Annotated in this window: 15 protein-coding genes and 2 pseudogenes; 8 read left to right on the top strand and 9 right to left on the bottom strand. The window is 59.7% G+C overall.

Annotated features, from left to right (window positions below; genetic code table 11):
- Nucleotides 1–2: 2 nt before the first annotated feature.
- Complete coding sequence (locus tag IM764_RS04690) at nucleotides 3–1,127, top strand: aminoglycoside phosphotransferase family protein (protein WP_228073336.1); 1,125 nt, start codon at nucleotides 3–5, stop codon at nucleotides 1,125–1,127.
- Nucleotides 1,128–1,354: 227 nt separating this feature from the next.
- Here the strand turns inward: IM764_RS04690 and IM764_RS04685 are convergent, their stop codons facing one another.
- The 4 genes from IM764_RS04685 to IM764_RS04670 all read right to left on the bottom strand — a co-directional run bounded on the left by IM764_RS04685 (nucleotide 1,355) and on the right by IM764_RS04670 (nucleotide 4,592).
- Entirely contained in the window at nucleotides 1,355–1,951 is a 597-nt protein-coding gene (locus IM764_RS04685) for a cadmium resistance transporter (RefSeq protein WP_194187079.1), read from the bottom strand.
- On the bottom strand, nucleotides 1,952–2,311 hold the full coding sequence (locus IM764_RS04680) for a helix-turn-helix transcriptional regulator (RefSeq protein ID WP_194187078.1): 360 nt from the start codon (nucleotides 2,309–2,311) through the stop codon (nucleotides 1,952–1,954).
- 904 nt (nucleotides 2,312–3,215) lie between these two features.
- Nucleotides 3,216–4,211, bottom strand: a complete 996-nt coding sequence (locus IM764_RS04675) for an ArsO family NAD(P)H-dependent flavin-containing monooxygenase (RefSeq protein WP_194187077.1) — start codon at nucleotides 4,209–4,211, stop codon at nucleotides 3,216–3,218.
- A 33-nt stretch (nucleotides 4,212–4,244) separates the two neighbouring features.
- Nucleotides 4,245–4,592, bottom strand: coding sequence for a metalloregulator ArsR/SmtB family transcription factor (locus IM764_RS04670; RefSeq protein ID WP_191372870.1), 348 nt, complete (start codon nucleotides 4,590–4,592; stop codon nucleotides 4,245–4,247).
- Between the two features lie 81 nt (nucleotides 4,593–4,673).
- Here IM764_RS04670 and arsB point away from each other — a divergent pair, with 81 nt between their 5' ends.
- The gene (arsB, locus tag IM764_RS04665; protein ID WP_194187076.1) at nucleotides 4,674–5,792 is read left to right on the top strand and encodes an ACR3 family arsenite efflux transporter; all 1,119 of its coding nucleotides are present in this window, start codon (nucleotides 4,674–4,676) and stop codon (nucleotides 5,790–5,792) included.
- On the top strand, nucleotides 5,789–6,208 hold the full coding sequence (locus tag IM764_RS04660) for a low molecular weight phosphatase family protein (RefSeq protein WP_194187075.1): 420 nt from the start codon (nucleotides 5,789–5,791) through the stop codon (nucleotides 6,206–6,208). Before arsB ends, IM764_RS04660 begins: the two co-directional genes overlap by 4 nt.
- A 123-nt stretch (nucleotides 6,209–6,331) precedes the next feature.
- Here IM764_RS04660 and IM764_RS04655 read toward each other — a convergent pair whose 3' ends face one another.
- The 3 genes and pseudogenes from IM764_RS04655 to IM764_RS04645 all read right to left on the bottom strand — a co-directional run bounded on the left by IM764_RS04655 (nucleotide 6,332) and on the right by IM764_RS04645 (nucleotide 7,970).
- Nucleotides 6,332–6,469 carry a hypothetical protein gene (locus tag IM764_RS04655; protein ID WP_194187074.1) on the bottom strand — a complete coding sequence of 46 codons (138 nt, stop codon included), beginning with the start codon at nucleotides 6,467–6,469 and terminating at the stop codon, nucleotides 6,332–6,334.
- Between the two features lie 32 nt (nucleotides 6,470–6,501).
- Nucleotides 6,502–7,176, bottom strand: coding sequence for a permease (locus tag IM764_RS04650; protein ID WP_228073335.1), 675 nt, complete (start codon nucleotides 7,174–7,176; stop codon nucleotides 6,502–6,504).
- Nucleotides 7,177–7,258: 82 nt separating this feature from the next.
- Nucleotides 7,259–7,970: pseudogene (locus IM764_RS04645) on the bottom strand (IS6 family transposase).
- Between the two features lie 55 nt (nucleotides 7,971–8,025).
- Here IM764_RS04645 and IM764_RS04640 point away from each other — a divergent pair.
- From IM764_RS04640 to IM764_RS04625, 4 genes and pseudogenes are all read left to right on the top strand, one after another.
- Nucleotides 8,026–8,928 (top strand): annotated as a pseudogene (locus tag IM764_RS04640) (IS3 family transposase); the annotation flags it as partial.
- A gap of 161 nt (nucleotides 8,929–9,089) precedes the next feature.
- Nucleotides 9,090–10,088, top strand: coding sequence for an NADP-dependent oxidoreductase (locus IM764_RS04635; protein WP_194187185.1), 999 nt, complete (start codon nucleotides 9,090–9,092; stop codon nucleotides 10,086–10,088).
- A gap of 9 nt (nucleotides 10,089–10,097) precedes the next feature.
- On the top strand, nucleotides 10,098–10,796 hold the full coding sequence (locus tag IM764_RS04630) for a type 1 glutamine amidotransferase domain-containing protein (protein ID WP_194187072.1): 699 nt from the start codon (nucleotides 10,098–10,100) through the stop codon (nucleotides 10,794–10,796).
- Between the two features lie 108 nt (nucleotides 10,797–10,904).
- A complete protein-coding gene (locus IM764_RS04625) occupies nucleotides 10,905–11,141 on the top strand; it encodes a Fic family protein (protein WP_194187184.1) in 237 nt (78 codons plus the stop codon).
- 140 nt (nucleotides 11,142–11,281) lie between these two features.
- Here the strand turns inward: IM764_RS04625 and IM764_RS04620 are convergent, their stop codons facing one another.
- Nucleotides 11,282–11,734: a hypothetical protein gene (locus IM764_RS04620; protein ID WP_194187071.1), complete on the bottom strand. Its 453-nt coding sequence runs from the start codon at nucleotides 11,732–11,734 to the stop codon at nucleotides 11,282–11,284.
- A gap of 87 nt (nucleotides 11,735–11,821) precedes the next feature.
- Nucleotides 11,822–12,532 carry an IS6 family transposase gene (locus IM764_RS04615; RefSeq protein ID WP_194187070.1) on the bottom strand — a complete coding sequence of 237 codons (711 nt, stop codon included), beginning with the start codon at nucleotides 12,530–12,532 and terminating at the stop codon, nucleotides 11,822–11,824.
- A 435-nt stretch (nucleotides 12,533–12,967) separates the two neighbouring features.
- Between IM764_RS04615 and IM764_RS04610 the strand changes: the two genes are divergently transcribed.
- The gene (locus IM764_RS04610) at nucleotides 12,968–14,113 is read left to right on the top strand and encodes an Abi family protein (RefSeq protein WP_194187069.1); all 1,146 of its coding nucleotides are present in this window, start codon (nucleotides 12,968–12,970) and stop codon (nucleotides 14,111–14,113) included.
- Nucleotides 14,114–14,136 lie beyond the last annotated feature (23 nt).

Raw genomic sequence — 14,136 nt, 5'->3', positions numbered from 1 at the left:
ACATGACCAGTCAACATCAGCCTGAAGTGGGATCGCACGGTCTGCACGTCCACCCAGATACGCTTGCGGATCTTGTCAGCCGGACCTGGCGTGACCTCACGTGGGAATCCGTGAGCGTGCCGGATCAGGGTATGGATCACGCCGTGGTGAAACTGCATGGGGTGAGTTCGCACGAGGGCGAGCTGGCGGACATGATCCCCGAGACGGTGGTCATCCGCGTGCCCTATGCCGAGGACTACCGCGTGCAGGCTCCGCTGGAATCCGCTGTGGTGGCGCAGCTGTCCAAGCTGCGCTTTGCCGCAGTCCGGGCGGTGAATTCTGCGGCGGATGCCCTGGGCGATGGGCAGCGTGGCAGCGGCGGACTCGGTCATGGGCAGGAGGGGGATCCGCACAAGCTCAACGCTGTGCGCGTTCCGGGAACTGTTCGCCAGTCCTACGTGCGCGGCACGTTCGGAACGGATCAGCCGCTGATGTTGACCATGCAGACCAACGTGCACGGCGAGCCCATGACACGGCAGGTATGGGATGAAATGTCAGCTGAGGATCGAGCGTGGGCTGCTACTCAGTTGGGAAGCATGTTGGCGGGTCTGCGCAGCCTAGATCCGGACTTAGTGCCGGTGCGCAACGTGGAATCGTGGTGGACTGATGGGGAAAAGACGTCGCAGCTCAACACGTCCGCTCGCTCACTTCCCGGCAAGCTTGCGCTGATGAAGCGGCGCGCCCCTGTCTATCTGGAGCCCAATCTGAGTGCTTCAGAGATGGCGACCGTACGGGAGATTTTTGCCGAGGTAGAAAGCCTGATTCGTCGCCCGTACCAGCAGCGTTGCCTCACCCACGGCGAGTTGATTCCGGATCACGTGCTGTGGAGCCCCACCGACGGCGTGGGCGTGATCGACTTTTCTGATATGACCATCGGTGACCCTGCTCTGGACTACGCACACTTGGCGGACATCGCGCCGGAATTCCCCGGCATGGTCTACGAGGAAGCTCTCAAGGCTGGGGCGCCTCACCACGAGGCAGAGCCGCCGCTGTTGGAGCGTGCCCAGGCTTTCAAGCGCTGGGACAACGTGTTTCTACTGATAGATCACTACCGCACTGGGCACTCGCCGCGGGTAGAGCTGGAGTAGTTGGGGTTACTCTTCGACATCAGGGCTTTCTTGAGTGAGCTCGTGCTCGTAACAGTACGGGGGAGTGCTCAGACCACTACACCCCAATAGGGCAGTTTTAGAATTTCTGTCGCTCTTGCGTGGTCGACCCCCCTGCGGCAGCGACTTTTCACAACTTCATGGGCGGTTCAGTTGATGCCGGTGAGGAAACCTAGAGAGGCCCTAGGAGGCACGGGGGGATGAGCTTATTAAAGGCCGAAGGCGCCGCCGCTGACGAGGATGAAGATACCCAGGCCGATCAAAACAATCGGGAACAGCACATGCTCCCAGCGTTCGAGAACCTCCGCGATCGGTGGACGGGTGGCCACGAACTTCGCCAACAGGACCAGGCCCGCCACCAGGAGCAGAAAGACGACGCAGTAGATGATAACGGTGGCGGTATCCACGTTGAGAAAAACCGGGACATAGACGCCGATATTGTCGCCACCGTTGGCAAAGGTCACCCCGGCGACGATCAAGGCGCTTAAGTTCTTTCCGCTGACTTTCGCGTCATCGTCGTCGTTATCGTCTCCCTGCCAGGCTTGCCAGGCCGCCCACAGCCCCAGGGCCAGGGGGATCAGCCCGAAGTAGGGGATCGCCTCGGTGGGCAGGAAGGCATCCGCCCCTAGGGTGACCAGGATCGTGGCTGCGAGGATGCCCGCGAAACCAAGGTACTGCCCGGCCAGGATCCGAAGTGTGGTCCCTGCTTGGCCGGCTCCGCGGGCGAAGAACAGCGAGAGCACGATGATGTCGTCGATATTGGTGGCGGTAAACAGACCAACCGCCCCCAGGAGACCAGTTACCACTTACCTGCTCCCCTCTCCGGTGGCACACCCGGGCACGTCACATGCCGAGTCAATACACGGGGCATTCTCGTCGGCAGCCAGAGTGGTATCCAGCAGTGAGTTCAACGCCTGGACAAGATGGGCGTCGACGATCTCGTAGCGGGTCTTCCGTCCCTGCGGTTCGGCGACCACAATTCCGCAGTCCCGTAGGCAAGTGAGGTGGTTCGACACATTTGACCGCGTCAGTTCCAGCTCCCGTGCGAGATCGGCCGGGTAGGCCGGGCCGTCCAGCAGGGCCAGGAGAATACGGGATCGGGAGGGATCGGACATCGCCCGGCCCAATCGGTTCATCACGTCCAAGCGTGTAGCAATAGTCAGCATGCACTGAACTATACAGCTGTTGCTGAACTGTCGCAACGAGGGGCGAACGTCGGCCCGACGGTGTTGTGTTTCTGAGCCTGTTTCCGCGCGGCTTTAGTGTCTTCCCTTTTTGTGTTTGTGTGGTTGTTGAATCTGTGCCTGTGGCGCAACCTGCTTGTCCCCTACTTTTTACAAACCGTCGTGAACTTTAGTTCGCGACGGAGCTTTTAATGACCCCAGTTCGTGCCCATCTAAGTGGGGCACACCTCAAAAGAACAGTTTTAGAATTGCTGTCAGAGTCAGAAGGCGTTGGCACAGATGGACCCCAGTGACCAGGGTTGTGACGACGGCTTCGGAACACCATCCGGTCAGTACTCGTGTGCACTAGGCTGAAAATGTCAGAACTCCCGGGCACAAGGAGACAGGGACGGACAGCAGCCACACGGACATTGCTGCGACATCACACCTGACTATGCCTGAAGCTGAGTGGGAACAGGCCTGAGCACAGGAACGGGTAATCGCTAGGTTGGCTGAGCACGAGAAAAGTCGGAGTAAGCACTGCTGATGCGGTCGCCGAAGAGCTGGGATGTCCCGGCGATAGATATACCGACTTCTTACACGCCACCGCGAGGGGTCAGGGGTAGTAACTGATCTGCTCGCGGATTTTCCCGCGCGGTGCGCAGCTTGTCCCCGCTGAGCAGTGGTGGCCGGCTTCCCGTGCGGCCACGAGCCCAGGCAGCCTCCAGACCGGCGTGTCTCCGCTCCCGGATCAGATCACATTCAAACTCCGCCGGGCAGGAAGATGTGGAACACTCCTCGGCCCCCGAAGGATGAGGTGCCGGTGTTTTCCTGCAGCGGTCGAAACTCCACTCCTCTCGTTGTGCTGACGACAGAATGTCCCTCGGGGTTGCCGGCCAGGCGGGGATTACTTGACGGTCATGCCGAATGAGTCCGCGATGGCCCGGGCGGTCTGCTTGGCGTAGCGGCCTACCCCGGAGAGCGTGGCGGATCCGGGGCCGGTCCAGTCGCCGTAACCGACCAGGTGCAGGCTCGGGTATTTCGGGGTCGTGCCGTCCAGGAGCCGGCGCACCGGCCCGAGGGACGGCCGAAACCCGGTACACCAGATCAGATGATCGGCCCGTACTTCGTTGAGGGAGTTAAACATCGGCGTCGCCGCCAACCATCCGGCGTCGCGGGCAGCGCGCACCTCAGGCAGCACGACAATGTCGCCGAGCTCCGAGTCGGCCCCCGGATCGGTCTCGCCGCGCTGGACGGCCAGGGCGCGTTGCCGGTTCCGGCGAAACAGCACCCGCCCGTCGACCTCATCGGGCATCCACCGGGGTGGATGGCGGGTATACCAGGTGACTTCGGCAACACCGGTGAGTTCGGCGGCGATCTGCGCGGCGGAGTTCGCCGCCCCCACCACCGCCACGGACGACCCCCGGAAGGGGCCCACCCCGGGATAGTTCGCCGAATGCCACTGCGTGCCGGTAAACAATCCCGGGTAGGCCGGGACGAAGGGAGTAGACCAGGTACCGGTGGCGGCTACGACATGGGGGGTCGACCACGATCGATCACCGGCGTGGAGGCGGTAGCCTCCATCCTCCCGCTCGACGTGGTCCACGTGCACGGGGCGCTCGACGGGGATCCGGTAGCGCTGCTCATAGTCGGCAAGGTAGTCGATGACATGGTCCGACGGTGGGAACCCCTCGTAGGCTGGCATGGGCTTGCCCGGCAGGCTGGAAAACTCCGCGGTGGAAAACAACGTCATCGATGGCCACACATGCCGCCACGCCCCACCGGCATCCTCCTGATCATCGAGGACCAGGGTGTCCACGCCTGCTCGCAGCAGGTAGTAGGCGGTGGCCAGGCCCGCCTGGCCACCGCCAATAATGATCGCCTCGAAGTGTTTGCTGGTCACGTGTGTGATCGTCTCCTGCTCGTCGGTGGTGGGTCAGTCCATCTGCAACACGGTGCGCAGCTCCGCGAACAGCTCTGGGCGCACCTGATGGGTCACCGTCCGGCCGACCCGGACTTTGTCCAATAACCCGGCCTCGGTCAACCGCTTCAGGTGATGCGACACGGTCGGCTGACTCAACCCCGACGTCTCTGTCAGCTCCCCGACGCTGACCGGGCCGCAGCCTTCGGCCGACAACTGCGATAACAAACGCAGGCGGGCGGGATCGGCCAACACCTTGAACAACGTGGCGTAGCGCTCGGCCTCACCACTGGTCAAGGGGCCAGCACCCAGTGAGCAACAGGCGGACAAGTCCGCCAGCGGGAGAGTCTGCGAGAGTGTCATACCAACCATCCTATATTGACAAGCATCGATATCAAGGCTACTTTTTTGTATTGATGCTTGTCAATACTGTGAAAGGCTCGTATGAATTCTGACCACCGCCCACGCATGACCTTTTTAGATCGCTTCCTGCCGGTCTGGATCATTCTCGCCATGGCCACTGGCCTGCTCATCGGCCGGGTCGTCCCCGGTATCGGTGACGACCTGGGCGCTTTAGAGGTCGGTGGGATTTCCCTGCCGATAGCACTTGGCCTGCTGGTGATGATGTATCCGCCGCTGGCGAAGGTTCGCTACGACAAGGCCGGCGAGATCGCCGCCGATAAACGCCTGATGACGGTGTCCTTAGTGCTCAACTGGCTGGTCGGTCCGGCTTTCATGTTCGCCTTGGCCTGGATCTTCCTGCCAGATCAGCCGGAACTGCGCACCGGGTTGATCATCGTCGGCCTGGCTCGGTGTATTGCGATGGTGCTCGTCTGGAGTGATCTGTCATGTGGTGACCGGGAGGCCACGGCCGTGCTGGTGGCGATCAACTCGGTGTTCCAAGTCATCATGTTCGGCGTACTCGGCTGGTTCTACCTCCAGGTCCTGCCAGCCTGGCTGGGCCTAGCGACTACCTCGGCGGAATTTTCCTTCTGGTCGATCGTGGTTTCCGTGCTCGTATTCCTCGGCATCCCGCTGGCCGCCGGCGTGGCCTCCCGAATCATCGGTGAAAAAACCAAGGGCCGTGCCTGGTACGAAAACACCTACCTGCCGAAGATCTCCCCGCTGGCACTGATCGGCCTGCTCTATACCATCGTGCTGCTGTTTTCCCTGCAGGGCGAGCAGATTACCTCCCAACCGTGGACCGTGGCCCGCCTGGCTGTGCCGCTGCTGGCCTACTTCGTCGGCATGTTCGCCATCGCACTGATTGCCGCGAAGGCGTCAGGTATGAATTACGCTCAGTCAGCGTCGGTGTCGTTTACGGCCGCGGGCAATAACTTCGAGCTGGCCATCGCCGTGGCCATCGGCACCTTCGGGGCGACCTCCGCACAGGCGCTAGCCGGCACGATCGGCCCGTTGATCGAAATCCCAGTGCTTGTCGGCCTGGTCTACACCATGCTGTGGCTGGGACCGAAACTCTTCCCCCAGGATCCGACCCTACCCGTATCCTCGACACCGTCCTCGCAGACTGCTGTATCCGAGAAGGAGAACTTCACCTCATGAGCACCCACCCAACAGTCCTGTTCGTCTGCGTCGGCAACGGCGGCAAGTCCCAGATGGCCGCAGCCCTAGCCGCTAAGCACGCCGGTGACCGGATCGAGATCCACTCCGCCGGCACGACACCCGGCACGAAGCTCAACCCCCAGTCCGTCGAGGTCATCGCAGAGGCCGGTGCCGACATGTCCGCAGGCCACCCTAAGGGTGTAGATCCACAACTGTTGCGCGAGGTCGACCGCGTGATCATCCTGGGAGGTGATGCCCAGCTGGAGCTACCCGACGGTGCCCGCGGTACGTGCGAGCGGTGGGTGACTGACGAGCCGTCCCAGCGTGGCATCGAGGGGATCGAGCGCATGCGTCTGGTCCGTGACGACATCGACACCCGGGTACGCCGGCTCATTGCCGAGCTGCTCGAGAACTGACCACCCCACCTGACACCACCAACGACCCCGCGCAGAAATCGCGCGGGGTCGTTGGTGTCTGCGCCGGCTGTCAGCTCCTCGTCCGGGAGCCAGACACGCTGGTAGAGACCGGGATGTGTCGGGTTAGGACGTAGCCTGCGGGTGCTGCTCCTCCAGGTCACTGGTGGTCTCAGTGGTGTCGGTGTCGTCGTCGGCGACGATCTCGACCCCGCAGCAGTCGGAGGTGGAGTTTTTCTTGGTAAACAGGTCCTTGAAACCCATGAGAGTGTGTCCTTTCGGTAGGGGTACGTGGTTTAGAGGATGATCGTCATCGCGTAGCCGGCCAGCATGGCCGCCAGCAGAATGGTGATCACGAAGGTCGCCAACAGTTTCGGCTTGAACACCGCCGCCAACATGGAGACCTCCGGCGGAGAGGCCCCCGCCCCGCCGATCATCATCGCGAAGATCGGGCCGATGGCCACCCCGGCACCCGATAAAGCCAGGGCGACCGGCAGCATCGTCTCCAGTCGGACATACAGCGGGATACCGAGCACCGCAGCCAGTGGAATCAGCCACCAGACGTTTCCACCGGCCATAAATCCCAGGCCGTCTTCGGGCACGACCCCGTAGATGAATGCACCGATGGCCACGCCGATGATCATCGGAAGGAGCATGGGGCGAAGATCGTCCCATGCCTGACGGATCGCTGCCGGGGTTTCTTGTTTGATTCCACGCCACGGGGTCCCGTCCAGCTGGCGCCCGCCCTTGACCTTGACCTTGCGCAGCTGGTCTTCCATGCCCAGCGCGGTCCAGGCCCAGGGTGCTCCCAGCGACAGCAGCACCATGATCACCGCGTAGCTGATCGCGACCTGCCAGGTAAAGATCAGCCAGATCCCGCCGACGATAACCGGGTTGAGCAGCGGCGAAGCGATCAGGTAGGTCACGGTGGTACGAAAGGCCACCCCGGCTTTGAGCATGCTGACAAACATCGGGGGTGCTGTTGCAAAGTTGGGGGGAGAGCAGCGAAGACCTAGTTCCTCATTCTCTGATGGCCGCTGCGTGTGGGCGTTCTCAGGCAGTCTCGAAGACCCGGTTGACGATCACCGCGTCCGGGTTCGGTTGCCCGTAGGCAAACATCGTGCCTTGCCCTTTCCGCAATGAGTGCATCGCCTCCATCCCTTTCAACGTCCGATATGCAGATGTCCGGTTCTTAAACGCGCCTTTCGGCCCGAGGATCCGCTTCAGCCGACCATGGTCGCCTTCCAGGATGTTGTTGAGGTATTTCACCTGCCGGTGTTCCACTGTTGGCGGGCAGATTCCCTCTGACTTCAACTCGGCGATTGCTCTGGCTAGGGAGGGTGCTTTATCGGTGTTGATCACTCTGGGATACCCGGCTGACGCATTGGATCTGAGGGATTTGGCCAGGAAACGCTTCGCTGCGGCCACGTTCCGCTTCGGAGAGAGGTAAAAGTCCAGGGTCTGGCCACCGGCGGTGATCGCCCGATAGAGGTAGCACCACCTGCCGCCGACCCGGATATAGGTCTCATCCACCCGCCAGGAACTGGTCTGCCAGTCAGGTACCTGCCGGTACCACCGTGTTTGCTTGTCCAGCTCAGGGGCGTATTTCTAGACCCAGCGGTAGATCGTGGTGTGATCGACCGGCACGCCCCGCTGAAGTCATCATTTCCTCCAGATCGCGGTAGCTCACCCCGTAGCGACAGTACCACCGCACTGCCCACAGAATGATGTCACGGGGGAAATGACGACCGGAGAAGATACCCATGGCTGTGATTATTTCACGTCGCTCTTCCTACTGCCCCAACTTTGCAACAGCACCCTTCCGGTTCGTTGACGACCATCGAGACCTCTACGAGGTCAAGCGGTTATGCCAGGTCCTGAAAATCAATCGGTCCTCTTACTACGCCTGGAAATCAGCTGCCCCTGCCCGCCGGCAACGCCTCGTCGATGACGCGGTGCTGGGAGCGCAGATCAAGACCACCTTCAACGCCGAGAACGGCTGCTACGGCGCGAAACGAGTGACTGCGGCGATCAACTCCGATCCCGTCAACGACCGGGGCAAGGGCGGCCGTCTCAATCACAAGCGCACCGCCCGGCTGATGCGGCAGATGGGCCTTTTTGGTTTCACCAGGAAACGCCGGGTGAAAACGACGACGTCGAGTAAACGGGCCCCGAGGTTTCCGGATCTGCTGCAACGCCGGTTCACTGCGGACAGGCCGAACGCGGTCTACGTCGGCGACATCACGTACCTGCCGATCGCGGACGGGTCGAATATGTACCTGGCCACGGTTATCGACTGCTATTCGCGGCAGTTGACGGGGTTTGCGATCGCTGATCACATGCGCACCGAATTGGTTGAAGAAGCCCTGACGATGGCCCGGAAGGTTCGCGGGAGCCTAGACGGGGCGATCTTCTACTCGGATCACGGCAGTGTTTATACCTCTGATCAATACCGGAGACTATGCGTGCGCTTCGGTGTCACCCAGTCGATGGGCGCGATCAGGACGAGTGCGGACAACTCGTTGGCGGAGTCGTTCAACGCCTCGTTGAAGCGGGAAGTCCTGCAGGAAGAGTCTGTTTTCACTAGTCAGTTGGCCTGCCGCCAGGATGTGTTTCGGTGGTGCACGCGGTACAACACCAAACGATTCCATTCATGGTGCGGTTACCGCTCACCGAACGCCTTCGAAGACGCCGGGTTAGCCACACTTACTATCGCATCGTGATTAAATCCCCGTGTCCACTTTCCGGGGTTCGGGCCCACCCTCAGGTGGGAGGAATAGCGGCAGACCCGTACAACGTTGTTACTGATGTTCAGGAGCAGTGGCCCAGCCCACCAAGTGGGTCTGAGGTCGTGCCGAGAGCACAACGATTAAGGAGCAGCATGATGATCACAGCTAAGCAATGGGTTCTCGCCTCTCGCCCGGATGGGCCGCCTACCGCGGGGAACTTCCGTTTCGAGGAGGTAGAGCTGCCAGAGCTGTCTGACGGCCAGATCCTCGTCGAGAGCACTTTTGCCAGCGTCGACCCATATATGCGCGGGCGGATGAACGACGTGAAGTCGTATATCGAGCCGTTTCAGATTGATGAGCCATTGACCGGCACCGCGGTGGGAGTTGTCGCCGAGTCCCGCTCGAACAAGTTCAAGGTGGGCGATACGGTCAGGCATTTTGCGGGGTGGCGCACCCACGCTGTGCTGAATGAGGACCAGGTGGAGCAGATTGACACCAACCTGGCTCCAGCCGAGGCGTATTTGGGCATTCTTGGCCAAACAGGTTTGACGGCTTACGTCGGGCTCACCGCCGTCGGCGAGATGAGGGAGGGCGATGTCGTGTTCATCTCGGGCGCGGCAGGTGCTGTGGGTTCAGCAGCAGGGCAAATAGCTAAGCATCTCGGAGCGGCTAAGGTAATCGGGTCCGCCGGCTCCCCCGAAAAGGTCGACTACCTCACCGGAATTGGCTTCGACGAGGCGTTCAATTACAAAGACGGTGACGTGAACGGCCAGCTCGCCAAAGCGGCGCCGGACGGCATCGACGTCTACTTCGATAACGTCGGCGGAGACCACCTCGAGGCGGCAATCCAGAACGCAAATACATTCGGCCGCATCGCCATGTGCGGAGCGATCGCCCAATACAACGACACTGAGCCGGCACCCGGGCCGAGAAATCTGGGTCTTTCCATCGGCAAATGCCTCACCCTTCGCGGGTTCGTCGTAGGCCAATACACTCACTTGGCCAAGGAATTTCAGGAAAAGATTGCACCGCTCATCGTCGATGAATCAATCAAATATGCATCGACTGTGCGCGAGGGCATCGAAAACATGCCGAACGCATTCCTCGAGCTTTTCGAGGGCGGCAACACCGGCAAGATGATCGTTAAATTTTAGGAGGACACCATGATCAAGGTACTTATGGTTGTTTCGGCGGCCGACCACTGGACGCTTAACGACGGCACACACCACCCCACCGGCTTCTGGGCCGAAGAGCTGGTGACCCCCTATTCGATATTCACCGACGCTGGCTGGAACGTGGATGTGGCAACACCGGGCGGGATTGCACCCACCGTTGACCAGGCGAGCCTCGATGAGGGAGCAGGCGACGCAGATACCCTCCAAGAGGTGAAGGCGAAACTCGAGGAGCTGCAGCCCGTTCTGGCTAAGCCGCTTAGCCTCGATAACGTCAAAGCTGCAGACTACGACCTTGTCTTCTACCCCGGTGGGCACGGCCCGATGGAAGACCTCGCGGTCAACGAGGTGTCCGGGCGCATCCTCATCGAGCGCATGGCAAACAACGCACCTGTGGCCCTTCTCTGCCACGCCCCGGCCGCTGTACTCGCGACTGAGAATGCGCCCGGCGGCTCCCCGTTTGCCGGACGGTCAATGACTGGTTTCTCCAACGACGAGGAGCGCGCCGCGGGTCTCGCAGACAAGGCGCTATGGTTGCTTGAGGATCGGCTCGTCGACCTCGGCGTTCAGTACGACAAAGCACCGGAGCCGTGGGCGTCCTACGTCACCGTCGACGGCAACCTCTACACCGGACAGAACCCCTCCTCGTCGCGAGAGCTCGCTGAACGCCTCGTGAAGGACCTTGTCTAAAACGAAGTAGAGGGGTCAACGCCGTGGCCGGCCGGCGGCCCTCGCCACCTCCCAGCGCACGACCTCGGCTATCGTCGCCACGGGCTGTTGGGGGACCTCGAGTGGCTTATGAGGCGGCGGGATGTGCTCATCCTCGTCCAGGCAGCGATTGTCCACGCACACTCTGAGACGATTCACCCGCTTGCGGATGGCAACGGGCGAACGGATCGCGCCCTCGTGCACGTGTTGCTTCGTGGGCGAGGCTTGACGACCATAACCGCGTTACCGACCTCCCCTGGGGGGATATCGAAGCCTATTTTCGAGAGTTGGAGGCTTACAGGAGCGGGCTCGCGGAGCGGATTATAGGGCTCTTCGCAAAAGCGGCGCTCGATTCGGTGACGCGGGGCAGTGGCTGGCAGCTGAGCTGGACTCTGTGCGTGACGAGTGGGATCAGATGTTGCCGGCGCGTTGGGATGCAGTAGCTTTCAGATTCTATTTCCCCGCGGTCACTGGGTAATAAGTTCCGGTAGGAGATCTAGAGCCTTTGAGTTTTCAATCATCGCGAGGAAAACTCCGCCCTCATTCAGTATGTCGTCAGTGGTGCTTTCTGGCGGTAAGTATTGATTCAACAAATGTAACGGGCTAGGACTATTTGATTCCCCTGGAAGTGGTGTGAGGCGGTCGTTTGAAGTAATCCACCATTTCAATTGATGACAACCCAGCAGGTCAGTTTCACGGACCATGCCTGTGAGACGTTCAACAAGCTCCTGATTGATATCGCCAACTTGGTTGATGAGCACCCCGTCGCGGAATTGGAATGTTGGATAGTACTTATCGCTACCTAATCTCAACTCAATTACAACAGCGTTGCTCCGATAGCTTTTTAGCATCTTCTGGCGGTTAACAGGGCTTTTCACTCTTTCACCTACGACGGGACCTGACCCCTTGTTGGTGGACATAGGCTAGCCGGTGCTGTTGCAAAGTTGGGTGGAGAACCGCGAACACTCCTTTCTTCGTCGCCTGGCCAGCATTATGGCCCAGCCTGCTTAGATATTCTGGAAGACCCGGTTGACGATCACCGCGTCCGGGTTCGGGTGCCCGTAGGCAAAAATCGTGCCTTGCCCTTTCCGCAATGAGTGCATCGCTTCCATCCCTTTCAACGTCCGGTAGGCGGAAATTCGGTTTTTGAACGCTCCCTTCGGCCCCAGGATTCTTTTAAGTCGGCCATGATCTCCCTCGATAACGTTGTTCAGGTATTTCACCTGCCGGTGCTCCACCGTCTGAGGGCAGATTCCCTCCGCCTTCAGTTCGGATATTGCCTTGGCCAGAGCTGGTGCCTTGTCGGTGTTGATGACCCGCGGGGACCCGGCTGCCGTATTCGATCGCAGCGTCTTGGCCAGGAAACGCTTGGCCGCCGCGACATTGCGCTTCGGAGAGAGATAAAAGTCCAGGGTCTGCCCACCGGCGGTAATAGCCCGGTAGAGATAGCACCACGTGCCGCCGACCCGGATATAGGTCTCATCCACCCGCCAGGAACTGGCCTGCCAGTCGGGTACCTGCCGGTACCAGCGAGTCTGCTTATCCAGCTCAGGGGCGTGTTTCTGCACCCAGCGGTAGATCGTGGTGTGATCGACTGGCACGCCCCGCTCGGTCATCATTTCTTCGAGATCGCGGTAGCTCACCCCGTAGCGGCAGTACCACCGCACTGCCCACAGAATGATGTCACGGGGGAAATGACGACCGGAGAAGATACCCATGGCTGTGATTATTTCACGTCGCTCTTCCTACTGCCCCAACTTTGCAACAGCACCCAACAAGTTTGTCGGCACCGAAACAGGAAGAATCGGCAGGTTATACAGGAATATTCCGAACACAAGCAGTCCATCAGTGAAGCCGGCATGATCACACCACCTGCCCTCCTCAAGGTCCGCATCGTTCAGAAGATACCGCCTCGGCTTGCCCCAAGCTGACAGCGAGGTCACTCAACCGGCCTGGGAGGCGGAGAACTCGGTGGTTCCCTCAGCTTTCATCATGCAGTGACCCGATAGTAAAAAAGGTAATCCCCCCTGCTCCAGGGTGTCATTCGATATTGCACCATCCTTTACGGTAGTGTAAGAAACAACAAGGCCGCCCCCCTTCTCCAAGAGAGAAGGGGGGCGTGTTTTATTCTCTATTCTGTAAGATTTTCTTCCATGGGATCTAAGAATCGTCGACGCAGGCGCGAGCAGAACCACCCAAAGCCAGCTAACGTCACCCGCACATCCTACAAGAAAGATTTTCTTACTTTTGATGAGCAAATTGATTTGCTCCGGTTCCGGAAGATGGACATACCCGAGGAAGATGTCTCTTACGCCCGCAATCTACTCAGACGTATCGGGTATTACAGGCTGAGTGGCTATTGGTATGTCTATCGACAAGGTGAGGGCCAGTCTCCTACCCCAGAAGAAGACTTTACTCCTGGCGTTTCCCTGCATGATGTCGAAAAGCTTTACGATTTTGACCGAAATCTCCGCGTTCTCGTCTTTAACGCGATCGAGAGCATCGAGGTAGCGTTACGTGCATTGATCGGTCACACTCTCGGCTCCCATGGAAGCATGGCGCATACCGACCCCTCCTTGTTCCGCGACTCATTTACGAAAGCCGACCCAGACACTGGAAAATCGGGGACGCGGTATACCGCCGAGCGGTATAACTGGATGCACTCAGAACACTATAAATGGATAAAGTCAGCGGGGCGAAAAACAGAGCGATCAAAAGCCGACTTTGTCCGCCACTTTAAGGATAAGTATGGGATGCCCCTTCCCGTCTGGGTAGTTACTGAAGTTATAGATTTCAGTGACCTATCTCGAATCTATGAAGGGATGGTGGAGGAAGATCGTTCCGCCGTAGCTGTTGGACTAGGGGTCACAGACGAAGAGGGAAAGCCGCTGACCGAGTCTTTGCGCTCTTGGTTACGCGCTCTAACATTTGTGCGCAATACGTGCGCCCACCATTCCAGGTTATGGAATGTCAACATGGTCGAGCAAGTGGCACCTTCCCAACCGTTCCCCACCCCACTTCAGCACCTGGCGGATCTGTCCTCCGGGAAGCATGCCCGCATCTACCCCACTCTCGCGATAATTTCCTTTTTAACAGCGCAAATTAATCCCGGGATGGAGTGGAAGGAGCCTATCGGCAATCTAATTAAGGATGCTCCTCCGGTTCCCGACTATTTGGATCGGATGGGCTTTCCATTAGATTGGGATCAGCTTTCTGTCTGGGGGGCAGGGCCTAGACCATTGTCTGCAGGGTCACCTCCGGGGTGTAATAACACTCTGGATGGCAGATCTTCGGGATAGATCAGCCCCAGCCGCTAGACCCT

Source organism: Corynebacterium sp. ED61, from assembly GCF_015233855.1.
Lineage (GTDB): Bacteria > Actinomycetota > Actinomycetes > Mycobacteriales > Mycobacteriaceae > Corynebacterium > Corynebacterium dentalis.
Note: the sequence above shows the minus strand (reverse complement) of the source record. Positions and strands in the feature narration are given on the sequence as shown.

Excerpts from the sequence above, each read along its gene's own strand:
- IM764_RS04690 (WP_228073336.1), top strand. The coding sequence starts at position 3 with ATGACCAGTCAACATCAGCCTGAAGTGGGATCGCACGGTCTGCACGTC.
- IM764_RS04680 (WP_194187078.1), bottom strand. The coding sequence starts at position 2,311 with ATGCTGACTATTGCTACACGCTTGGACGTGATGAACCGATTGGGCCGG.
- IM764_RS04670 (WP_191372870.1), bottom strand. The coding sequence starts at position 4,592 with ATGACACTCTCGCAGACTCTCCCGCTGGCGGACTTGTCCGCCTGTTGC.
- arsB (WP_194187076.1), top strand. The coding sequence starts at position 4,674 with ATGAATTCTGACCACCGCCCACGCATGACCTTTTTAGATCGCTTCCTG.
- IM764_RS04660 (WP_194187075.1), top strand. The coding sequence starts at position 5,789 with ATGAGCACCCACCCAACAGTCCTGTTCGTCTGCGTCGGCAACGGCGGC.
- IM764_RS04655 (WP_194187074.1), bottom strand. The coding sequence starts at position 6,469 with ATGGGTTTCAAGGACCTGTTTACCAAGAAAAACTCCACCTCCGACTGC.
- IM764_RS04650 (WP_228073335.1), bottom strand. The coding sequence starts at position 7,176 with ATGTTTGTCAGCATGCTCAAAGCCGGGGTGGCCTTTCGTACCACCGTG.
- IM764_RS04635 (WP_194187185.1), top strand. The coding sequence starts at position 9,090 with ATGATCACAGCTAAGCAATGGGTTCTCGCCTCTCGCCCGGATGGGCCG.
- IM764_RS04630 (WP_194187072.1), top strand. The coding sequence starts at position 10,098 with ATGATCAAGGTACTTATGGTTGTTTCGGCGGCCGACCACTGGACGCTT.
- IM764_RS04625 (WP_194187184.1), top strand. The coding sequence starts at position 10,905 with ATGAGGCGGCGGGATGTGCTCATCCTCGTCCAGGCAGCGATTGTCCAC.
- IM764_RS04620 (WP_194187071.1), bottom strand. The coding sequence starts at position 11,734 with ATGTCCACCAACAAGGGGTCAGGTCCCGTCGTAGGTGAAAGAGTGAAA.
- IM764_RS04615 (WP_194187070.1), bottom strand. The coding sequence starts at position 12,532 with ATGGGTATCTTCTCCGGTCGTCATTTCCCCCGTGACATCATTCTGTGG.
- IM764_RS04610 (WP_194187069.1), top strand. The coding sequence starts at position 12,968 with ATGGGATCTAAGAATCGTCGACGCAGGCGCGAGCAGAACCACCCAAAG.